The 22,680-nt window shown below is 59.2% G+C and carries 18 protein-coding genes and 1 rRNA gene; 7 read left to right on the top strand and 12 right to left on the bottom strand.

What is annotated here, in order from left to right:
- Positions 1 to 350, bottom strand: a 16S ribosomal RNA gene (locus H0V34_10390); the annotation flags it as partial.
- A gap of 355 nt (positions 351 to 705) precedes the next feature.
- Positions 706 to 1,911 (bottom strand): tyrosine--tRNA ligase, encoded by a 1,206-nt coding sequence (locus H0V34_10385; protein MBA2492080.1) that lies wholly within the window; start codon positions 1,909 to 1,911, stop codon positions 706 to 708.
- A gap of 100 nt (positions 1,912 to 2,011) precedes the next feature.
- Between H0V34_10385 and H0V34_10380 the strand changes: the two genes are divergently transcribed.
- Entirely contained in the window at positions 2,012 to 3,553 is a 1,542-nt protein-coding gene (locus H0V34_10380) for a peptidoglycan DD-metalloendopeptidase family protein (GenBank protein ID MBA2492079.1), read from the top strand.
- Between the two features lie 57 nt (positions 3,554 to 3,610).
- Here H0V34_10380 and erpA read toward each other — a convergent pair whose 3' ends face one another.
- Together erpA and H0V34_10370 are read right to left on the bottom strand one after the other, a co-directional pair.
- Positions 3,611 to 3,991: an iron-sulfur cluster insertion protein ErpA gene (gene erpA, locus H0V34_10375; protein MBA2492078.1), complete on the bottom strand. Its 381-nt coding sequence runs from the start codon at positions 3,989 to 3,991 to the stop codon at positions 3,611 to 3,613.
- Between the two features lie 88 nt (positions 3,992 to 4,079).
- Positions 4,080 to 5,111, bottom strand: coding sequence for an N-acetyl-gamma-glutamyl-phosphate reductase (locus tag H0V34_10370; GenBank protein ID MBA2492077.1), 1,032 nt, complete (start codon positions 5,109 to 5,111; stop codon positions 4,080 to 4,082).
- Between the two features lie 251 nt (positions 5,112 to 5,362).
- Between H0V34_10370 and H0V34_10365 the strand changes: the two genes are divergently transcribed.
- From H0V34_10365 to hemJ, 3 genes are all read left to right on the top strand, one after another.
- Positions 5,363 to 5,584, top strand: a complete 222-nt coding sequence (locus tag H0V34_10365) for a bacterioferritin-associated ferredoxin (GenBank protein MBA2492076.1) — start codon at positions 5,363 to 5,365, stop codon at positions 5,582 to 5,584.
- A gap of 212 nt (positions 5,585 to 5,796) precedes the next feature.
- Complete coding sequence (gene bfr / locus H0V34_10360) at positions 5,797 to 6,261, top strand: bacterioferritin (GenBank protein ID MBA2492075.1); 465 nt, start codon at positions 5,797 to 5,799, stop codon at positions 6,259 to 6,261.
- Between the two features lie 114 nt (positions 6,262 to 6,375).
- On the top strand, positions 6,376 to 6,798 hold the full coding sequence (hemJ, locus tag H0V34_10355; protein MBA2492074.1) for a protoporphyrinogen oxidase HemJ: 423 nt from the start codon (positions 6,376 to 6,378) through the stop codon (positions 6,796 to 6,798).
- Positions 6,799 to 7,051: 253 nt separating this feature from the next.
- Here the strand turns inward: hemJ and H0V34_10350 are convergent, their stop codons facing one another.
- From H0V34_10350 to H0V34_10325, 6 genes are all read right to left on the bottom strand, one after another.
- Complete coding sequence (locus H0V34_10350) at positions 7,052 to 8,890, bottom strand: potassium transporter Kup (GenBank protein ID MBA2492073.1); 1,839 nt, start codon at positions 8,888 to 8,890, stop codon at positions 7,052 to 7,054.
- 230 nt (positions 8,891 to 9,120) lie between these two features.
- On the bottom strand, positions 9,121 to 9,693 hold the full coding sequence (locus H0V34_10345) for a DUF4124 domain-containing protein (GenBank protein ID MBA2492072.1): 573 nt from the start codon (positions 9,691 to 9,693) through the stop codon (positions 9,121 to 9,123).
- 174 nt (positions 9,694 to 9,867) lie between these two features.
- A complete protein-coding gene (locus H0V34_10340; GenBank protein MBA2492071.1) occupies positions 9,868 to 11,565 on the bottom strand; it encodes an AMP-binding protein in 1,698 nt (565 codons plus the stop codon).
- 43 nt (positions 11,566 to 11,608) lie between these two features.
- Positions 11,609 to 12,811: an acetyl-CoA C-acyltransferase gene (locus tag H0V34_10335; protein ID MBA2492070.1), complete on the bottom strand. Its 1,203-nt coding sequence runs from the start codon at positions 12,809 to 12,811 to the stop codon at positions 11,609 to 11,611.
- 525 nt (positions 12,812 to 13,336) lie between these two features.
- A complete protein-coding gene (locus H0V34_10330; protein ID MBA2492069.1) occupies positions 13,337 to 15,712 on the bottom strand; it encodes a 3-hydroxyacyl-CoA dehydrogenase/enoyl-CoA hydratase family protein in 2,376 nt (791 codons plus the stop codon).
- A complete protein-coding gene (locus tag H0V34_10325; GenBank protein MBA2492068.1) occupies positions 15,709 to 18,186 on the bottom strand; it encodes an acyl-CoA dehydrogenase in 2,478 nt (825 codons plus the stop codon). Before H0V34_10325 ends, H0V34_10330 begins: the two co-directional genes overlap by 4 nt.
- Before the next feature lie 480 nt (positions 18,187 to 18,666).
- On the opposite strand from H0V34_10325, the gene H0V34_10320 reads away from it, so the two are divergent.
- A complete protein-coding gene (locus H0V34_10320) occupies positions 18,667 to 19,947 on the top strand; it encodes a molybdopterin molybdotransferase MoeA (GenBank protein ID MBA2492067.1) in 1,281 nt (426 codons plus the stop codon).
- A gap of 32 nt (positions 19,948 to 19,979) precedes the next feature.
- Here the strand turns inward: H0V34_10320 and H0V34_10315 are convergent, their stop codons facing one another.
- Complete coding sequence (locus tag H0V34_10315; protein ID MBA2492066.1) at positions 19,980 to 20,414, bottom strand: molybdenum cofactor biosynthesis protein MoaE; 435 nt, start codon at positions 20,412 to 20,414, stop codon at positions 19,980 to 19,982.
- A gap of 128 nt (positions 20,415 to 20,542) precedes the next feature.
- Here H0V34_10315 and moaB point away from each other — a divergent pair, with 128 nt between their 5' ends.
- Both moaB and H0V34_10305 read left to right on the top strand, forming a co-directional pair.
- Positions 20,543 to 21,064, top strand: coding sequence for a molybdenum cofactor biosynthesis protein B (gene moaB, locus H0V34_10310; GenBank protein MBA2492065.1), 522 nt, complete (start codon positions 20,543 to 20,545; stop codon positions 21,062 to 21,064).
- A gap of 40 nt (positions 21,065 to 21,104) precedes the next feature.
- Positions 21,105 to 21,890, top strand: a complete 786-nt coding sequence (locus tag H0V34_10305; protein ID MBA2492064.1) for a M48 family metallopeptidase — start codon at positions 21,105 to 21,107, stop codon at positions 21,888 to 21,890.
- Positions 21,891 to 21,919: 29 nt separating this feature from the next.
- Here H0V34_10305 and H0V34_10300 read toward each other — a convergent pair whose 3' ends face one another.
- Complete coding sequence (locus H0V34_10300) at positions 21,920 to 22,648, bottom strand: SGNH/GDSL hydrolase family protein (protein MBA2492063.1); 729 nt, start codon at positions 22,646 to 22,648, stop codon at positions 21,920 to 21,922.
- Between the last annotated feature and the right edge of the window lie 32 nt (positions 22,649 to 22,680).

Raw genomic sequence — 22,680 nt, 5'->3', positions numbered from 1 at the left:
CCGTGTCTCAGTCCCAGTGTGGCTGATCGTCCTCTCAGACCAGCTACTGATCGTTGCCTTGGTAGGCTTTTACTCTACCAACTAGCTAATCAGACGTAGGCTCATCCAATAGTGCAAGGTCTAAAAGGTCCCCTGCTTTCCCCCTTATCGATATGACAAGGGACGTATGCGGTATTAATCCGAGTTTCCCCGAGCTATCCCCCGCTACTGGGTAGATTCCTACGCGTTACTCACCCGTCCGCCACTCGTCAGCGGGCCGAAGCCCCTGCTACCGTTCGACTTGCATGTGTTAGGCATGCCGCCAGCGTTCAATCTGAGCCAGGATCAAACTCTTCAGTTTAAAGCTGCTACAGCTTGCGCTGTAAAAGCACTAACTGACAAAGTCGGGTCCAAATGCTCTTACGAGCTTTTGGGTGACTTACGTCAATGTCTTTCAATATCCGACACAAACGCAAGCACCCGCACAAACTACCTGACAAATTGTAAAAGAACACAGCCGAACAGTGGTTCGGCGAATCGCTAATGCCATCAAGTAATGCTTCTAATGGGACAGTTTAGTCCACATTTTTTTAGTTCGAAAGGGCAGCGGACTAAATATTGACGCGATCTTCAAGAGGGCGCGATTATAGGTCATAAACGATGCGCGTCAAGCAGTTTATCGCGACAGTAGATACATGACAGTATAGAAATGAATCCCCCCGGCTTTCACTGCAAGGTCGTGGTTACACGCGCGAACCGTCGCTTGCCCACCTGAAGTACAAGCGTGGCGCCCGAAACCACCTTGTAGTCTCTGCTTACTATCCGCTCTCCCTGTACTCGAACAGCGCCCTGATCGATCATGCGCAGCCCCTCGGACGTACTGGCTACCAACCCTGCCTGCTTTAACACGTTGGCGATCGGCAATCCGTCACCGCCCACGGCAACCTGTATCGCGGGCATATCGGCGGGCAACGCCCCGTGTTTAAAACGAGCAATAAACTCCCGCATCGCCGCCTCCGCGGACGCGCGGTCGTGAAACCGCTGCACAATCTCCTGCGCGAACTGCAATTTGATGTCGCGCGGGTTCGCGCCATCGGCCACTTCGCGCTTCCGCGACTCGACAGCGGTGATGGGCGCAATGTTGAGCAATTCCATGTAGCGCCACATGAGTTCGTCAGAAATCGACATCAGCTTGCCAAACATCTCGTTGGCAGGCGCAGTGATTGCGATTGCGTTGCCTAGCGACTTGCTCATTTTCTGCATGCCGTCGAGCCCTTCGAGGAGAGGCATTGTTATGACGACCTGCGGGACCTGTCCGTATTGCTTTTGTAGTTCGCGGCCGACCAGCAGGTTGAATTTCTGATCGCTACCACCTAATTCAACGTCGGCGCTTAACGCCACCGAGTCGTATCCTTGCACCAAGGGGTAGATAAACTCATGGATCGCAATCGGTTGGCCACCGACATAGCGCTTGTGAAAATCGTCGCGCTCCAGCATTCTTGCGACGGTGTGTCTGGCCGCCAACTGTATGAGATCACCCGCGCTCATCTGGTTCATCCATGCTGAATTGAACGTCAGACGGGTTCGTTCCGGGTCCAGTATTTTGTGAACCTGAGCTTGATAAGTCGCTGCGTTAGCCATGACTTCATCGCGGCTCAGCGGCTTTCGAATCGCGCTCCTTGCGGAGGGGTCACCGATCATGCCGGTGAAATCGCCAATCAAAAATATGACATCGTGCCCCAATTCCTGAAACTGGCGCAGCTTATAGAGTAATACCGCGTGACCAATATGCAGATCGGGCGCGGTAGGATCGAAACCCGCCTTAATCCGCAGCGGCCTGTTCAGCCTGAGCTTTTCAACAAGTTCAGCATAAACGAGAATCTCATCGCTGCCGCGCCGAATTACCGCAAGCTGGTCAGTAACCGAGATCATGAGCTAACGCAAAAAGAACTTGTAAACCGACCGTGCGTCACCTGAAAACCGACCGTGCGTCGTTGGAACATGGCTAATCGCCCTATAGACAAATTGACCGATGGGCATGGTGACGTTATCTTCCCTGCATCGAAAAAACGTTGGAATTCCAGTGACTCGCGGATCATACATAAAAGCTGACTATAAACGCAGTGCACTACGCGTTTTCGCTGCAGACTATGGCGTAACGCCGTATCCGTTCCGCGGCCCATCGCTAATTCCTATAATCAGCGTGCTCGTACTCGGCGCTGTAATTGCCAAGGCTAACAGCGGCCGATTCATGGTACCGCAGCAGGATCAGGTACAGGCAACGGCATTCGCGTACGACAACGCGCGGGCGGCGCCGCACATCAATTTGCCATTGGCGCTTCCAGGCGCCTCGTCGATCCCTCCCGATCGAGAGTTTTCGAAGCGCGATTTGCAATCGGGCATTGAACAGCAAACAACGATATCGGGTGCTCGTCCAGCCGCCAGACCTCGGAGCAGGGCAAACGGGGAATGGCATGGAATCACGGTCGCTATCGGAGATACGTTATCGTCGATATTCAGTCGTTTGGACATTTACGACGAATTGGATGGCATCATGCGCCTTGGCGGCGAAGCGGAAGTCCTGGATTCAATCTATCCGGGCCAGAAGCTGCGCGTGCGCATTGGCGACCGCGGCATGGAAGAGCTCATTTTCGACCCTGATTACGCGACGCGCCTTAGCGTAATCAAAACCAGCGAAGGCAACCTGCAAGCGAAACTACATGATCGCGCAATGGAACCGCGCCGCGTCGTCACCTCCGGTGTCATATCCCGATCGCTATACGTGGACGGAAATGACGCCGGTCTATCCGATTTAATGATCATGAAACTGGCCGGACTGTTCGGCTGGGATATCGACTTTGCTCTGGACATTCGCAGAGGTGACACATTCACCGTAGTGCATGATGAGCATTATCGCCAGGGTCAAGCGGTGGGCTCAGGCAACATCGTTGCCGCGGAATTCACCAGCCAGGGTCGCGTTTTCAGGGCGATACGTTACACCGATTCCAATGGGCATACCGGTTTTTACACGCCGGAAGGCCGGAGCGTACGCCGGCCTTTCCTGCGCACACCGGTGGATGTCGCCCGAATCAGCTCACACTTCGACCTGAATCGAAGACATCCGATTCTTAATACGATCCGTGCGCATCGGGGCGTGGATTATGCTGCATCTACTGGCACGCCCATCAAAGCGACCGGTGATGCGGTGCTAGAGGAACGGGGCTACATCAGCGGTTACGGAAACACGATCATCCTCAGGCATGGCAGCCTCTACACCACGCTTTACGGTCACATGTCGGCTTTTGCCAGCGGGACTAGTGTCGGACAACGGGTCGCGCAGGGACAGACTATAGGCTACATCGGCTCGACCGGCCTTGCGACTGGTCCTCATCTGCATTACGAATTTCGGATCAACGGAGAGCACCAGGATCCGCTGACAGTCGCGCTACCGACCGCCAAACCCTTGCCTGAAACAGAAAAAGCTCGCTTTCAGCAGGTTACCGCCTCAATGCAGGCCCGGCTGGGTGGTTACACGCGTCAGGGACGCCTTGCTATGCAAGCGAACAAATTCTGAGCGATCTTCCCTCAAAATAGTTGAAAACTCAGATTGCGCGAAACAGGTCGTTTCCCTTCAAGCCGAGAACGATGATCCGCACCCACAGGTGGTGGTCGCGTTGGGATTGCGGATTACAAATTGCGCACCCTCAAGCCCTTCCGTGTAATCGATCTCCGCCCCCACAAGATATTGAAAACTCATAGGATCAACCAGTAAAGTCACGCCGCCTTTTTCAACATGTGTATCTCCTTCCTGTACGGTTTCGTCAAACGTAAAGCCATACTGAAACCCTGAACAGCCGCCGCCACTAATGAATACGCGCAGCTTAAGCTGATCGTTGCTTTCTTCATCAATCAACTCTTTTACTTTCTGAGCCGCGGCATCTGTGAAGTTGATTGGCGTCGGAATGACAGAAGCCGCCGCATCGATCACGCCCTGTTCTTCCGCAGTATTCATAGCTGTACCTCAATTATCATTCGAAAGTTAAATAGCGTCGTCTCGATATCCAAGACGCGCCCCACGCAGGATGGTTCCGTTGCACGCGCTATACAAGACATGCAATTTCGGCGAGCCCAAGGGCTTCATCGAGGCCAAACATCAGATTCATATTCTGCACCGCCTGTCCCGCGGCGCCTTTCACCAGGTTATCGATCACCGACAGCACCAGCACGATGCTTCCTCCGCCCGGACGATGTACCGCAATTTTACACTGATTAGAGCCCCGCACACTGCGCGTTTGAGGATGGCTGCCCGCAGGCATAACATCAACAAACGGCTCGCCAGCGTAGCGCCGTTGAAAAATGTCCTGTAGGTCGACTTCATCTACAGTTAACCTTGCGTACAAGGTGGCGTGGATGCCTCTAATCATTGGCGTCAAATGAGGCACAAACGTCAATGACACCTCCCGGCGAGCACGGAGTGCCAGCATTTGCGCAATCTCCGGCGAATGCCGATGGCCATCAGCACCATAAGCGCTGAAGTTTTCATCTGCCTCACAGAATAGACTGCCGATACTGGCTTTGCGGCCGGCGCCGCTGACACCGGACTTGGCGTCCGCAATCAAGTAATCAGGATCGACCACGCCTGCCTCGATCAATGGCAAAAACCCGAGCAACACGGCGGTTGGGTAACAGCCGGGATTGGCGAGCAGCCTTGCCGAACGAATCGCATCGCGATTTACTTCCGGCAATCCATAGACTGCATGCTCAAGTAACTCGGGACACGAATGCGAGCGTCCGTACCACCGCTTCCACGAATCGGCATCACGCAAGCGAAAATCCGCTGCCAGATCAATAACTTTTACGTCTGCGCCAAGCAAGAGTGGCGCGTACTCCATAGCTGTCCCATTGGGCGCCGCAAAAAACACGACGTCGCATTCCGCAAGTGCTTTGAGCGAAAACTCAGCAAACGATAACTCCGTCCGGCCGCGCAAGTTGTAAAACAGCTCGCCTACACGCTTACCCGCGGCGCTACGCGAAGTCACCGTTACCAGCGTAACCTGCGGATGCGGCAGCAGTAAGCGCATCAATTCTGCGCCCGTATAGCCTGTCGCTCCGACAATTGCAGCCTTAATCATTCAAGCACTCGCGGGGCCAAAACTGTAAGCCATCACTTTCTTTGCGCGCCTATGGCCATAACGTCCGCCAATAACTCGATTAGCCAACTGGCTTTAAAATGATGACATAACGAATAATAAATTGAAAAGAACTGAATGTTCATCGATTTGTGCTGCCCATCAACATTGCCATAGGCGATTACTGACATAACTATTGACAATCATTCTCGTTAATATTTAAATCGAATAGTCACGATAAGTGAGTCAGCGCGATGTATGTCTGTCTCTGTAGTGCAGTAACGGACCACCAGATCCGGGCGGAGATCCGCCAAGGTGCGTGCACCTTGCGTGAATTGCGCAATCGGCTCGGCGTCGCAAGCCACTGTGGGCGCTGCGGACAGTGCGCGCGCAACATTCTGACCGAAAATGCCATGGACGGAAAACGGCAGAGTGCGACGATCGAAGCGGATGCTCTGCTGCCGGCTCAGTCATAAATGCTCATGTCCTACATGTATCAGTTTGAATTTCCGCCTGCTTCGCAAGTCGCCGCGTCAATATAAATCCCTCTTATTCGTTTTTCCAATTAATGCAGTAAATCAATAACTTAGCTTGAAGTTTAAAGTATCCGATGCTATTGTGTTGACCTATGAGCCGCGCGCGTTTCGCTGCTCCCGCTTTACAATGAATTAGCATCGGAGAAAGGTCAATGAAAGGCGATAAGAAAGTTATTAATTATTTAAATCAGGCGCTTGCAAACGAGCTGACGGCAATCAATCAGTACTTCCTACATGCGCGCATGTATAAAAACTGGGGATTAGAAAAACTGAATGAGAAGGAGTACAGCGAATCGGTGGACGAAATGAAGCATGCCGACAAGCTGATCCATCGAATTCTGTTTCTCGAGGGCTTACCTAACCTGCAGGATCTTGGGAAACTCAAAATCGGCGAGCACCCGCGCGAGATGATTGAATGCGACCTGCTGCTCGAACATGAGGCGTGCCCGGTGCTACGGGAGGCCATTGCCTATTGCGAGTCAGTCAGCGACTTTGTGTCTCGAGAATTGTTTCAGTTCATACTGGACGATGAAGAAGATCACATCGACTGGCTGGAAACCCAACTGGACCTGATCGGTCGGGTGGGCGTTGAAAATTATTTGCAATCAATGATGTAGCGAATAGCAACCGCCATCGAGCTGACTAAAGGTCGCACTAACGCTGCTTCAAGGTCGCTTCTAACGTAGCCATTGTCAGCATCGTAGGTGGATGCAGCCGCGTCCGTGTTAGCCATGCTCTGGGTAAAGGCTTTTCACATCATATTCATGGTGACGTGGTTCGCGGGCCTTTTTTATTTGCCGCGGTTGTTCGTCTACCACGCCATGAGCGACGACCAGAAAAGCCTGGATCGGTTTGTCATTATGGAGCGCAAGCTGTTCTGGGGAATAATGACGCCCAGCGCCATTCTTACTATCGCATTCGGGTTGTGGCTGCTTGTTGGCGAATGGCCGATTTATCAATCAGCCGCCTGGATGCACGTCAAACTCAGCCTGGTAGTTCTGCTCGGTGGCTATCACATCTGGTGTGCAAAGCTGGTACGAGGTTTTCAGCTTGGGGACAACTCGCGGAGTCATGTCTGGTATCGCTGGTTCAATGAAGTCCCGGTATTGTTTCTCGCCGCCATTGTCATTCTGGTCATCGTCCAGCCATTCTGAATCTATATTGGGCGCTATCTGAGGCTTGTGTTGGTGTCGCGCAATAACACAGCCACGGCTTGGGTCTTCTCCACACATCATTCTCCGTGGACGATAATTGAATTACGGACTATTAGTATTTGCAGTATCTACGAGATTTTTTGTCGCAATTCACATGACAGTTTAGCCAGGATCTTAGGAACAGTAGGTGCTCTAGTGAGCGGGGATGGTTCTGCTTTCACCTTTTCTGGCGCTTGTCGTAAACCAGCCCTGTCTACAGATCCACCTGTATGCCCATCACCACCACGCGCTCGGATGGGATGTCGTAAAAATCCGTGCGCCGCGCGGCGTTGCGCGACAGGAACGCAAACAGGCGCTCGCGCCACAGCAGCATGCCGGGCACTTCGTCGCTCGGCACCAGCGTCTCGCTGCCGATGTAAAACGTGGTCTTGTCGAGGTCGATGTGCAAATCCAGACGCTCGGCCATGCTCAGCGCCACGGGCAGATTGCAGTTCTGTTTGAAGCCTACGCGCACGATCACCCGGTAAAAACCCTGCCCGAACGCCTTGACATCAAGCCTCTGGGCGGATTTGACCCAGGGTATGCGCTCCGTCTGTACCGTCAGCAGCAACACCTTCTCGTGCAACACCTGATTGTGCTCAAGATGATGCAGCAGTATCGGCGGTGTGCATTCGCCGCTGTTGGTCATGAACACGGCGGCGCCCGGCACCCGTGGCGGTGGATCGCGCGCGATCCGCGACAGAAACAGCATCAGCAGCTCAGTCTCCCCGCGCAGACGCGAGAGCACCACGTCATGCCCTTGCCGCCAGGTCACCATTACGAAGAACACCAGCCCTCCCACGGCGAGCGCATACCAGCCCCCGTCCGGCACCTTCAGCATGTTCGCGCCGAAGAAGGCCAGATCCACCACCAGCAATACCGTGATGAAGGCCCCCAGCAATACCGGATGCCAGCCCCAGCGGCGGGCGACGAAATACGCCAGCAGGGAGGTGATCACCATGTCCGTGGAAACTGCCACGCCGTAAGCCGCCGCCAAATTGCCGGAGGACTGAAAGCCAACCACCAGCGCGATGGTCGCGAACATCAGCAGCCAGTTCATCACCGGAATATAAATCTGGCCGAATTCCTCGCTCGAGGTCTGCGTGATGCGCATGCGCGGCAACTGGCCGAGCTGTATCGCCTGACGCGTGAGCGAGAATACTCCGGTAATCACCGCCTGCGACGCGATCACGGTGGCAAAAGTCGCCAGTATCACCAGCGGATAAAGCGACCACGACGGCGCCATCTGATAAAACGGGTTAGGGCTTGCGGGAAGTTGCAGCAACAGCGCGCCCTGCCCGAAGTAATTGAGCAGCAGCCCGGGAAGCACGACGAAAAACCAGCCCAACTGGATTGGCCGCAGGCCAAAATGGCCCATATCCGCGTACAGCGCCTCACCTCCGGTGACTACGAGAAACACGGTACCCAGCACGAGGTAGCCCGCCAGCCCGTTGTTGAACAAGAAATAACCGCCGTAGTACGGATTGATCGCGGCCAGTACACCGGGCTCAGCCACGATCATAATGAGACCCAGCGCGCCCAGGGTAACGAACCAGATCAGGATTATCGGTCCGAACACCTTGCCGACGTCGGCCGTGCCGCGTTTCTGCACCATGAACAGGCCGATGAGGATCACGACCGTAATTGGCACGACATACGGCTCGAACGCAGGAGTGGCGACTTTAAGCCCTTCGATCGCACTGAGCACGGAGATCGCCGGCGTGATGGTGCCATCTCCATACAGCAACGCCGCGCCGAACAACCCTGCAAGCACAAGCAAGTAGTAGCCGCGCTTTGATTCGGCTTGGGGATTGATCAACGCAACCAGCGCGATAATGCCGCCCTCGCCCTCGTTGTTCGCGCGCATCACAAACAGCAGATACTTAATCGAGATGATGATTACAAGCGCCCAGAAAATCAGTGACAACACGCCCAGAATGTTGGGCGCCGTGGCGGCGATGACATGCTGACCGTGGAACGCCTCGCGCACTGCGTACAGCGGGCTGGTGCCGATGTCGCCAAAGACGATGCCCAGCGCGCCCAACGTGAGCAGCGCCCAGCGCTTGTCCGGAACGTGCCCGTCATCGACATTATTTCCGTTCACGCTCGCGGAAGCGGAGAGACGGGCCTCTGCCACGACTGTTCTGTCCTTATGCGAAGTAACTAGCGCATAAGGTAAGTGGCGGCGCCACGATGCGCAAGTACGATGCGGGGCCTCAGGTGCTATATCGAGATCGGTCGCCGCGTATCTCTGCCAGGGCGACGGTGCGAAGTCACTAAGATCTACGGTGCTCGAATCGCCTCGCCGCCTTGCGCGCGGGCGCGGGCGGCGGGGTTATACGAATCAGCGCGCTGCCGGACATCCGGGACAAAGCTTCCGCGATTGAGCGGCCAGGGCGAGTGATCGTAGTTGGACCGGGGCAGGTACAACTGAGGGTGATGCGGATAATGCGGGCGGTAGTAGCCTGACGCGTAAGGGTAAATGCCCCGGTAGCTCATGTTATCCTCGGCGTAACGCGGCGTCCCTGCAGGGAGTTGATCCTGACGCGCATCGCGTATCGCGCGCGTCCGCTCCCTTGCCAAGCGGCTTTGCTCCAGCCGCTCGGCCACGTCCAGCATGGATCGGTAACGACTCGCCTCGGCATCGCCAGGACTGCGCTCGTTAGCGATTTCAAAAGTCTTGAGCGAGGCGACATCGCCCGCGCCGGCACGCGGGCGCGACTCGCTGTAATGCACTACGCCGTCGCCGTCAGTCCACTTGTAAACGTCAAGCGCACTGGTCGCGAACGGATATGTCAGTGCAAAAACGGCAAGGATTATAAGGAGATTTATGGCAAGTCGGTGAGAAATCCGCATGGGGCGAATCTCCGGCAGTGATATCAGGGTCGGACTGACGACATGGCGCTTTGTTCCGAAACTACGCGTGTGGCGGCGGTATCACGCCTGTTTGCGCCGTGCGGCCTGCCGAGTTCAGGCTGACGCGAGCTATCCCCAATGATCGACAAAGCGACGCGTCGGGCAATGGGGCGCTCACGCGTGTTCCGCCACGCGCGACTGCGTGTCCACCTGCTCGTCCCGCAGGCTGCGCCGCAGTATCTTGCCCACCGTGGTCTTGGGCAGCTCGGCACGGAACTCGATGAATTTCGGCACTTTGTAGGCGCTCAGCTGCTCCTTGCAATGCACACGCAGGGCCTCGGCCGTCAGACCTTGATCCTTTTTCACGACCACGGCCTTGACCGCCTCGCCGCAGGCGTCGTCCGCCACACCGATCACGCCGACTTCCAGCACACCGGGATGCGCGGCCACCGCCGCCTCGACCTCATTAGGGTAGACGTTGAAGCCGGACACGAGAATCATATCCTTCTTGCGATCGACGATGCGCACGAATCCGCGTGCGTCGATGGTGGCGATGTCGCCCGTGTGAAACCAGCCGTCCGCGCTGATCGCCCTCGCAGTCTCTTCGGGTCGGTTCCAGTAGCACTGCATCACCTGCGGGCCGCGCACGCACAGCTCGCCGGCCTCGCCCGACGCGACTTCGATACCGGACTCGTCGCACACCGACACCTCGGTCGACGGCACCGGCAGCCCGATGAATCCGCTGAACTGCTTGAGATCCACCGGATTTATGCACACCACCGGCGCGGTCTCCGTGAGGCCGTAGCCTTCCAGCAGCACCACGCTGGTGGCCTTTTGCCAGCGTTCCGCCACCGCGGCCTGCACCGCCATGCCGCCGCCGATCGCGAGTTTGAGATGCGAGAAATCGATACGCTCGAAGCCCGGCGTATGGAGCAGGCCGTTGTAAAGCGTATTCACGCCGGTGATGAAAGTGAACTTCAGTCCGCGCAGCAGTTTCACGAAGCCGGGCATGTCGCGTGGATTGGTCACCAGATGGTTGTGACCGCCGATCTTGACGAACAACAGACAGTTGGCCGTCAGCGCGAAGATATGATAAAGCGGCAGTGCGGTGATCACCGATTCCCCGCCCTCTTCCAGCACCGTTCTGAACCACATGGCGGCCTGCTGCGTGTTGGCGACCATGTTGCCGTGACTTAGCACCGCGCCCTTGCACAGGCCGGTGGTGCCGCCGGTGTATTGCAGAAAAGCCGTGTCCTGAGGTTGCAGCGGAGGTTTCATCAGCGACAGCCGCCTGCCCGCTTTGAGTGCGCGCACAAAATTGACCGCGCCGGCAAGCTGGTAAGGCGGCACCAGTCGCTTGATCCTATCGACCACGAAATCGACCAGCACCGATTTCGGAAACGGCAGCAAATCGCCCATGCGTGTAACGATCACATGCTCGATCACGGTGGCTGGCCGTACCTTCGCCAGCACATGCGCGAAGTTTTCGAGAATAACGATAGCGGTCGCGCCGGAGTCTCCGAGCATGTGCTGCAACTCGCGCGCGCTGCAAAGCGGATTGACGTTCACCACCACCAGTCCGGCGCGCAGAATGCCGAACGTCGCCACCGGATGCTGCAACAGATTCGGCAGCATCACCGCCACGCGCGTGCCTCTTGCCAGCTTCAAATCCTGCTGGAGATATGCCGCGAACCGTGCGGAAAGACGATCGATATCGACGTAAGTCAAGGTCGCGCCCATGTTGCTGAAGGCGGGGCGCTTCCCGTGCCGCTGGCAACTCTTTTCGATCAGCTCGGCGACCGATCCAAATTCACTGACGTCAACCTCGGCGGCCACACCAGCGGGATACGACTTGAGCCATACCTTTTCCATAACCTTAGTACTTCCGCCATACCAATCGTTGACCAGCGTGATGTTACATGATGGCCTCGAATACGCCGGCCGCGCCCATGCCGGTGCCTACACACATGGTCACCATTCCATATTTTAGTCCATGGCGCTTGAGTCCGTGGATCAGGGTGGCGGTGCGGATCGCGCCGGTCGCGCCCAGCGGATGTCCCAGCGCGATCGCGCCGCCCAGTGGATTGACCTTCGCGCGATCCAGATCCAGTTCGCCGATCACGGCAAGACTTTGCGCCGCGAACGCTTCGTTGAGTTCGATCCAGTCCAGCGCATTCTGGTTGATACCGGTCAGCTTCAGCGCCTTCGGGATCGCCTCGATCGGACCGATGCCCATCACCTCCGGCGCAACCCCGGCGACCGCGTAACCCAGAAAACGCGCCACGGGCGAAGTTTCAAGCATCTTCAGGCCGCGTTGGCTCGCCAGCAGCACCGCCGCGGCGCCATCGCTCATCTGAGAGCTGTTACCGGCCGTGACGCTGCCGTGCACGGCGAACAGCGGGCGCAGCGCGGCCAGGCCTTCGATGGTGGAATCCGCGCGCGGACCTTCGTCGATGTCCACTTCACGGCGCTGGATGCTAACCACGCCTTGCGCCATATCGGGAAGCGCGCGTGTCACCTCGTATGGCAGGATCTCGTCGCTGAATTCGCCGGTCCCAATGGCGGCCAGCGCGCGCTTGTGACTCTCCAGGGCAAATTCATCCTGTGCCTCGCGGCTGATCTTCCAGCGCACGGCGACCTTCTCGGCGGTGGTGCCCATGCCGTAGGCGATGCCGACGTCGCTGTCACCAGCGAACAGGCGCGGATTGAAGGCGATCTTGTTACCCATCATGGGTATCAGGCTCATGCTCTCGGTACCCGCCGCAAGCATGATGTCCGCCTCGCCCAGACGAATACGATCCGCCGCCATGGCGACTGCCTGCAGGCCCGACGCACAGAAACGGTTGACCGTAACCCCCGGCACTGAATCCGGCAGCCCCGCCAGCAACAGCGCGATGCGCGCAACGTTCATGCCCTGCTCGGCCTCGGGCATCGCGCAGCCGACGATGACATCGCCGATCAGGCGCTTGTCCAGTTGCGGATAGCGCGCCAGCAGACCGCGAATGACGTGCGCGAGTAAATCGTCCGGCCGCGTCGTCGCGAACATTCCACGAGACGCCTTGCCTACCGGCGTGCGCAGTGCATTAACGACGTAGGCATCCTGGGTTTGCTTATTCATCGCATGCTTCCCAAAAATCTAGCTCCGGCAAAATACGTCCATCCAGTTGCTACCGATAATGTAATCTCAGGCGCCAACGTTCCGTAGACCCCCACCCACGAATCTGTCGAACGCCCCTTATTGAACCCGCAAAGACACCACCGTAACCATCTTTGTGAAAAGCACCATCCATCACGACATTAGTCCTTGTTCATATTTTAAGAGGCTCTCGTACGTCGCCTCACGTTGTTTAGAGTCAATGCTGACCGAAAGGTAGTTTTGAAGTAGCCCCATATTTCACGTCTTCCTTATGCAAACACAGCTTGTCGCCCTCAGCCTGCAAGTCAAGTACCGCGATTAGGCGAACATTCTTCTTGTGGAATTTATCTGGATCAGTAATTAAAGAGCAAAGTGATACAAAAACAAATGGTTCATCCCCCGTGTCAACATATGATTCATTCCGCGCGTCGAAGGTGGTCCCCATCGTACAAGCGGATGTTAGAAGTGTCAGATAAGCTAATCGGCGCATGGAAGTGCCTGTGAAATCTAATTCCGCAGCGGCTTCCCAGTCCGAAGCGTATGCAAAATGCGTTGCTGCGTCTTTTCCATCCGCAGCAGCTCCATGAACGCCGTGCGTTCGAGCTTGAGCAGCCATTGCTCGCTGACCCTTGTGCCCGCGGTCACTTCCCCGCCGCACATTACGTACGCCAACCGCCGCACGATCTCGTAGTCGTGCGGCGAGATGAAGCCGCCTTCCAGCATGTTCACCAGTTGTGCCTGCAAGGTAGCGATGCCGGGCGCGCCGGCCACGGGGATATCGTTGCGCGGCAGTGGCGGACGATATACGGACTCGTATAGCGCCAGCGCTTCGGACTTCGCGACGTGCAGCAATTCGTACGGATTCAAAATTATCTTGTCGGCCGAGCGCAGGTAATTCCAGTCGCGCGCCTCGGCGGCGCTGGCGGCGACCATCGCCTTGGCCGCCCGCTCGAAGTAACGGGCTAGAAACGGCAGCAGATCGCCACCCTGCGCCGCGTCCGCCGCGCGCATCGCCATTTCCTTGCAACCGCCGCCGCCGGGAATCAGGCCCACGCCGACCTCGACGAGGCCAATGTAGCTTTCCAGCGCCGCGACCGTGCGGTCGCAGTGCAGCAGGAATTCGCAGCCGCCGCCCAGCGCCAGACCCTGACAAGCAGCCACGGTCGGGATCATCGAATGACGCAGCGCGAGGCTGGCGCGCTGAAATTCCTCCACCAGCGCCTCGATGTCATCGAAGCGGCCCGCAAGAGCTGCCTCAGTCAATTCGCGCAGATTGGCGCCGGCACAGAACGGCGGCTCGGTCTGCCACAGCACCAGCGCCTTGAAATCGCGCTCGGCGATGGCTAGCGTCGCCTGTACGCCTTCCAGCACTGTCGCGCCGATGACATGCAGCCGTGTCTTGAAGCCCAGCACGGCCAAGTCGTCGCCCATGTGCCACAGGCGCACTGCGTCGGTCTCGTACGCCGTCTCCCAGCGCGGTTCCGGTTCCCCCAGCACGCGCTGACGGAATACCTGGCGGCGATAAACCGGGTAACTCACCGACGGCGTCGCGTCACCTTCGGACGCGGACCACGAGCCGTGCGCGTCGTGGACCGCCGTCCGCGCAGGGTCAGTAACCCAGTCCGGCAACGGCGCGGCACTCAAGGTGTGGGCCGCTGCGATACCATCCTGAATGTACTGCCTCACCTCGCGCCAGCCGGCCGCCTGCCACATCTCGAAGGGCCCAAGCTGCCAGCCATAACCCCAGCGCATGGCGACATCGATATCCCGCGCGGTAGGCGCGATCTCCGCTACGTGTACGGCGCAGAAGTGAAACAGATCGCGATGAATGGCGAGCAGAAAGTCTGCCTGGGGGTGATCGAGTGCGAGCAGCGCCTGAAATTTCCGCGCGGGGTCTCGCTCTTCGAGCATATTGCGTACGCGATCGTCCAGCGCCGACCGCACTCTGCGATACGTCTTATTTTCAAGATCGAGCACCTGGATATCGCGGCCGGCCCTGGCGTAAACACCGACGCCTGTTTTCTGGCCCAGCGCGCCTTTTTCGATCAGTTTGTCCACCCAGGCCGGCACCCGGTAACACGCCGCCCATGGATCGTCCGGCGTAACTGCCGCCAGGCCGCGAACCACGTGCGCGAACGTATCCAGGCCGACCACGTCCGCGGTGCGGAAGGTCGCGCTCTTGCGGCGACCGATGCCCGCGCCGGTTAATTTATCGACCAGATCGAATGGCAGATTTAAGCGCTCGGCGTGATGAATTACCGCCAGCATGGCGAACACGCCCACCCGGTTGGCGATGAAGCCGGGTGTGTCATTGGCGCGCACCACGCCCTTGCCCAGTGTCGTCGTAAGAAAGCCTTCGAGCACGTCGAGCGTTGCGTCGCCCGTGCTTTTGTGCGCGATCAGCTCCACCAGAGGCATGTAGCGCGGCGGATTGAAAAAATGCACGCCGCAAAATCGCGCGCGCAAAGAATCCGGCAGGGATTCCGCGAGCGTCGCGATGGCGATGCCCGACGTGTTGGTCGCGAGTAACGCGTTTTCATTTAAGCAGGGCGCGATCTTTCGATACAGATCGTGCTTCCATTCCAGCTTTTCCGCGATAGCCTCGATTACTAGATCGCAGTGGGCAAGCCGCGCTAGATGCTGTTCGTAATTGGCGGGCTCGATGGCGGCAGCCGTGGCGGTGTTGGCCAGTGGCGCGGGCTTGAGCTTGAGCAGAGCCAGCACGCCTTTTCTGGCGATGGTGTTCTTGTCGTCGCCATCGGCCGGCAGGTCGAACAAATATACCGGCACGCCGGCGTTGGCCAGATGCGCGGCGATCTGCGCGCCCATGACGCCGGCGCCCAGCACCGCGGCGCGGCGGATTTGGCGTGTGTAATCTTTCATGACCGTGCCTGCTCCGAATATGCCGGACGTGACGCTTGCGCCAGCGTTTGCGCATCTGCGCCCAGGGTCTGCGGAAAATCGTCCACCTGAATAGCGTCCATGACAGCCTGCTGCGCGGTGCGATACTGCGCGGCCTCGGCGGTGGTGATGATGCCACTCACAACGGCCGCATGAAGCCATTCGTCGCCGTAGCCATACGACGGTGGTTTGATGAGCGCGGCGCGCAGTTTGTGTTCCACGGGCGCGATAGCCGTCGTTTGTTGCAGCGCGTATTCGACGCGCCCCGCCGCATCTTTGGAATCCGACGAGATATGAATGCCCGCGGTCAGGCGATCGCGGGCAGCGGACGGTGTCAGCAGCAGATTGGCGATTTCGGTGCCCAGCGGATCGGCCGGATAACGAAATCGTCGCCCCAGCGGAAACACCAGCACACGCAGCAACACGCCGAGCACGCGCGACGGAAAATTGCGCAGCACGCCGTCCAGCGCGTCCTGTACGCGATAGAGACAATACTGGGCGACCCATTCCACCAGCGGCAGGTCCGCCCGCGGCCTGCCGGTATCCTCGAAACGCTTGAGCGCGGCGGATAAGAGAAACAGGCAGCCGAGCGCATCGGCGAAACGCCCGGACAGTTTTTCCTTGCGCTTGAGCGCGCCGCCCATCAGCAGCATGGCCACATCCGCGATTACGGCAAAGGCCGCGCTCATACGCGCCGCGTGTTGATAGTAACGCGCGGTCGGCGCAGCCACCGGCGCCGGCGAGAGCCGGCCCCCGGTCAGCCCGTAAAGCAGCGCGCGCGCGGCGTTGCGCACGCCATAACCCAGATGCGAGAACAACGCCAGATCGAACGCGGCCAAGCCCGCCTCGCGATCCGGATCGCAGGCCGCGTCCATCTCGCGCACCAGATAAGGATGACAGCGCAGCGCGCCCTGCCCGAAGATGATCAGGCCGCGCGTGAGGATATTCGCGCCCTCCACAGTGATGCTGACTGGTGTAGACTTGTAGCCGGAGGCGAGATAATTGCGCGCGCCCAGACAAATGCCGCGCCCACCGTGAATGTCCATGGCGTCGTTGATCACCTGGCGCATGGCCTCGGTGTTGTGATACTTGACGATCGCCGACACCACCGACGGCCTTTCACCGGCATCGATCGCCGCAGCGGTGAGCAGGCGCGCGGCGTCCATCATGTAGGTCAGTCCGCCGATGCGCGCCAGCACTTCCTCCACGCCTTCGAAGTGGCCGATCGGAAGTCCGAACTGTTTGCGCACGGCGGCGTATGCGCCCGCATAGCGGCTGGCGTGCTTGCCAAGACCCGTGCCCAGCGCTGGCAACGAGATACCGCGACCCACCGACAGACACTCCATCAGCATCGCCCAGCCGCGCCCGACTTGCGCCTGACCGCCGATGATCCAGTCCATCGGTATGAAAACGTCGCGCCCGGAAGTCGGACCATTCTGGAATGCGGTGTCCAGCGGGTTGTGACGCCGGCCGATATTCACACCCGGTGTATCGGTCGGAATCAGTGCGCAGGTGATGCCCAGTTCCTCCGCGTCTCCCAGCAGGTGATCGGGATCGACGGCCTTGAACGCGAGCCCCAGCACGGAGGCAACCGGCGCCAGGGTGATATAGCGCTTGTCCCAGGTGAGGCGCAGACCGAGCACGATTTGGCCTTGGTATTCGCCTCGGCAGATGACGCCGAAATCCGGGATCGCGCCGGCATCCGAACCGGCCGTGGGCGCCGTCAAGGCGAAACACGGAATTTCCTCACCCCGCGCCAGACGCGGTAGATAATGATTCTTCTGCTTGTCCGTGCCGTAATGCAGCAGTAACTCTGCAGGACCCAGCGAGTTGGGCACCATCACCGTGACCGCGGCCGCGCAGCTGCGGCTGGTGATTTTCATCACCACGGTGGAATGCGCCAGCGCGGAGAAGCCGTGCCCGCCGTACGATTTCGGGATAATCATGCCGAAGATACGATTCGCTTTAAGAAACGCCCAGACAGCAGGCGGAAGATCGTTCAATTCGTGCGTGATCTGCCAGTCGTCGAGCATTCGGCACAGCGTTTCCACCGGACCGTCGATGAATGTCTGTTCTTCCTCGGTGAGTCGTGGCGCCGGCGTGTTCAGCAATCTGCTCCATTGCGGATTGCCCTGAAACAGCTCGGCGTCCCACCACACGCCGCCTGCCTGAATGGCGGTCTTCTCGGTCTGCGACATGGGCGGCAACACGCGCCGCACGTAATCGAGCAGCGGCGCGCTTAACGCACTGCGCCGTGGGCCCGGAAAGTTCATCAGGGCCACAATCAGCCACAAACCCCATAGGACGACGCCAGGCGGGAACGCGAGATAACCGCTCCAGCCCAGCACGATGAGCACAACCGCCAGCGCGCCAGTCCATATCTTCAAACTCGCGCGGATACGCGCCAGCGCGAACAGCCCGGAGGCGATCACAGCGATCCAGATTACCCACCCCATATGCCACTCCCTCGCCGACTCGGCGTGCCAAAAGCGGTCTTTATTGTGATTACGCGCCTGTCGCGCGCGCGGCGCTAATTCTTGTTATGCGCGGCAATCTCGCGGAGAATCAGGCCGATCCCGATGAGGAAAACCACCAGTGCTGCTACTGGCACTCACTCCATTTAAAGTTCTCCCAGCTTGTCAATGAGGATGAAAGCGATGCGGTTAATCCAGACCACGCCGGCCGTGACGACGATGACGGCCACAAACGCCATAATCGATTGGAAGTCGCTCGCGACATTATAGTTCTGCGCCAACCAGCCAAGGAGCGTGATCCAGCTCCGACATAATTAGTAGTGTAACGCCAACGGCTCCGGGCTGGCTAACATCAGAGTGGCGGGCGCAGGTGGGCATTTGTCTTGTCTGGAACACACGGTTGCCAAAACGCTCTACAATTCACGTTGAATAGCGATCTTTCGCTCTCACCGGGTGACGCGTATGAGCCAGAACCGCATTGAGACTTCCGTAAGCTGTCAGGACGATTACGATCCCGATTCCCTGCCCGTCGATGAGGCCGTCAGGCGCGTGCGTACGCAGCTGAGACCGGTGGACGGTTTCGAGCAGGCACACTTGCGCGACGCACTGGGCCGCGTACTGGCCGAAGACGTTTACTCGAAAATCGACGTGCCCGGCCACACCAACTCGGCCATGGACGGTTTCGCCATTCGGGGCGCGGACATTCCGGCAGACAGCGCGCGTAGCCTGGCGATCATCGGCACGGCCTTCGCCGGCCGGCCATTTCAAGGTGAATGCGGTGAAGGCGACTGCGTCCGCATCATGACCGGCGCGCCCGTGCCGGCCGGCGCGGACAGCGTGGTGATCGTCGAACGCGCGGAAGTCCGGGGCGAATTTATCCGCATCGGCGCCGATAACGAGCCCGGCCAGAACGTGCGCGCGGCGGGCGAGGATATCGCGCGCGACGAGCGCGTACTCGCCGTGGGCCAGCGACTGTTGCCGGCGCATCTGGGTCTGCTGGCGTCGCTGGGCATCGCCGAGGTCAAGGCCCGGCGACGCCTGCGCGTCGCGTTTTTCTCCACCGGCGACGAACTCAAATCTATCGGCGAGCCGCTGACGATGGGCGACGTGTATGACAGCAACCGCTACACCTTGCACGGGATGCTCACACGCCTGGGCGCGGAGATCATCGATATGGGCGTCGTTCGCGATGACCCGCTTGCCCTGGAAGAAGCCTTCGCGCAGGCCGTGCGGCTCGCCGACGTGGTGATCACGTCGGGGGGCGTATCCATGGGAGAGGCCGATTTCGTCAAGCGCACCCTGGACAAACTGGGCCAGATCGGTTTCTGGAAGATCGCCATGAAACCGGGGCGGCCGCTCGCCTTCGGGCGCATTGGCGATAATGATGCCGGAGCCTGGTTTTTCGGGCTGCCCGGCAACCCGGTGTCGGTGATGGTGACGTTTTACGTATTCGTGCAGCCGGCCCTGCAGCAACTCATGGGCGCACCGCCGCCACCGCCGCTGACGCTCAAAATCCGGTGCGGTTCAAAACTCAAAAAGCGCCCGGGACGGGTCGAATATCAGCGCGGTATGATGGAACGCGACCACCAGGGGCAGCTAACCGTGCATAAGACCGGCGCACAGGGCTCCGGGGTTTTGACGTCGATGGCCGCGGCCAATTGCTTTATCTTTTTGCCGATGGAAAGCGGCAACATCGAACCGGGCACTGAGGTCGAGGTGCTGCCGTTTTCGAATTTCGTGTGAGTCCGGGCGGGCCCTCCAGAAATCGCAATTGCCTAACCCGGCGTGTTCCTCTCCACCCAGCGGCTGCCCTCGCGCAGCGTCTCCTTTTTCCAGAATGGCGCCGTGGATTTCAGCTCTTCCATGATGAAGCGGTTGGCGTCATAAGCCGCGGCGCGGTGCGCGGACCAGGTGGCGACCAGCACGATGGGATCGCCGGGATACACGTCGCCGACCCGATGGATAATCAGCACGTCGATTATGTCCCAACGCGCCATAGCCCGTTCGGCGAGGTGCGCCAGGTGCTTTTCGGTCATGGCCGCGTAGTGTTCCAGGGTCATCCAGGTCACACGAGCGCCTTCGTTGAAGTCCCGCATGCTGCCGACGAACACGGCGGTGGCGCCGAATTTGCCCGCCTGTTCCATCGAGAGTTGATGGCGCGCGACAGCACCCCACGGATCGAAAGGGGCTTGACGAATTTCTATATTCATATTTCTAGGGCATGGCGAATCGGGATAGGATCGATGGCGCCGCGCCGCCGCTATTTGAATCCAAATGTTAATGCTATGCTCATCGTCATGGCGCACGCAAACCAGGTTATGGCGCGGGACTGATCGCGATGGCGGATGCGCGGGCTTTCATTGCCCTGAATATCGCCGTGTTGACCGTCTCGGACAGCCGCGTCGAGGATACGGACAAGTCGGGCAAGCTGCTGGCGGCGCGCCTCACGGATAGCGGCCACCGTCTGCATGAAAAGGCCATCGTGCCGGACGACAAATACGGCATTCGCGCGACGCTGTCCCGATGGATCGCGGAAGATGGCCCGCAGGTGATTCTCACGACCGGCGGCACCGGCATCACCGGGCGTGACGGCACGCCCGAAGCGGTACGACCCTTGCTAGACAAAGAAATCGACGGCTTCGGCGAGATGTTCCGGGTGCTATCTTTCGAGACCATCGGCACGTCCACCCTGCAGTCGCGTGCCATCGCGGGAGTAGCGAACGGCACGTATATCTTCTGCCTGCCCGGATCATCGGGCGCTTGCGCGGACGGCTGGGATCGATTGATCGTGCATCAGCTCGATTACCGCACCCGGCCCTGTAACCTGGTGGAATTGATGCCGCGGCTGCGGGAGTGCTGATCATGCAATACCAAGCTGTCGCCGAAAGGAGAATTGTACGATGATACGCGGTTGCCTGATTACGTTTATAACGGCCTGGCTCACGGCCTGCGCCACCTCGCCGCTGGGCCACAAACAGTTGCAACTGTTTCCGGACGATCAGATGAGCGAGATGGGCGCCAGCGCCTTCCAGCAGATGAAGCAGGAAACGCCGTCGGAATCCGACCCTCAAGTGAACCAGTACGTAGAGTGTGTCGCCGATGCGATCACGGGCGCGCTGGACTCCGATCAGGTCTGGGAAGTGCAGGTGTTCGAGGACAAGGCCGTCAATGCCTTCGCGCTGCCCGGCGGCAAAATCGGCGTTTACACCGGCCTGCTGGAAGTCGCGGAGAGCCAGGATCAGCTCGCTACCGTAATTGGCCACGAAGTCGCGCATGTGCTGGCGGAGCACGGCAATGCCCGCATGTCGGCGGCTGTGGTCACGCAGGCCGGGCTGACGGCCGCACAGATCTACGCCGCCAGTTCGGGCGGAGAGCCGGCGCAGTTACTCGGGCTGCTGGGCCTGGGCGCGCAGGTCGGCATTCTGCTCCCATACGGCCGCTCGCAGGAAAGCGAGGCCGATCTGCTGGGGCTGGACCTGATGGCGAGCGCCGGCTTCGATCCGCGCCAGAGCGTGCCACTGTGGCAGAACATGGCCAAGGCAGGTGGGGGCGAGCAACCACCGGAATTCATGTCCACGCATCCGTCGCACGAGACGCGCATCGAAAACCTCACCGAACGCATGCCAGATGCGCTGAAGCTCTACAGCCAGGCCCAGGCCCGTGGTGAAACGCCGGCCTGCGGATGATGGATGGTGCGAGAAACAATCCCAGTTGATCAGCACTGAAGAAGGGGCGCGACTCGCGACTTGCCCATGAGCAACCGAAACCACCGCGCATAAGTGTCGTCGTCCGCGTGCAGACGCGCCGGCCACCATACGTTTGCGGCCGTTAGTGCGGATCCATCCATAGGCGCATCCACATACTCGACGCCGGCCGCCCTTGACACCTGACTCAGCACGCGGGCTTTTTCCAATGCGCGCCGTTGATACCATGGGCCCAGTGGCGGCGGCAGCAAGCGGCTCTCAAGCCGGGATGAGTTCAGAAATACGACATGCCTGGCACGCGCTCCGGCTATTGCCAGCATCGCCCTGGCGGCGCGCGCCGTTTCCTCATCACTGACAAAACGCAGCACGTCGTTCGCACCCGCCAACACCAGCAGCAGATCGAAATGCGTGTCGCCGGTCCCATCGATCTGCGCCGCGACATCCCGCACGGTGGCGCCGTCACGCGCGCGGTTGACAATGCTGACACACGGATACCGCTGCGCGATCCGCCCCGCAACGGATGCGGACGACAAGGCGACCCCGGAGCCGACCCCGGCGTCGTCGCCGACCATCAGAATCCGCGCCGCGGCCGGCGACTGAAGCAGCTGAAAAGCTTTCGAATCCTCCGCCCCGGTCAGGGCTTCACTGACCCGCAGCCCGATTAAACCGCCCTCCAGCAGCACACCAGCGGCGAGCAGTGACATACCGATCGACAACACGAGCCTCACCGCTCGCGGCATGCGCTACCGAGGGGCTGGCTAAAGCAACTTGG

This window comes from Gammaproteobacteria bacterium, assembly GCA_013696315.1.
In the GTDB taxonomy this organism is placed as follows: domain Bacteria; phylum Pseudomonadota; class Gammaproteobacteria; order JACCYU01; family JACCYU01; genus JACCYU01.
The sequence above is the reverse complement of the archived record's forward strand: the minus strand, read 5'-3'. Positions and strand labels throughout refer to the sequence as shown.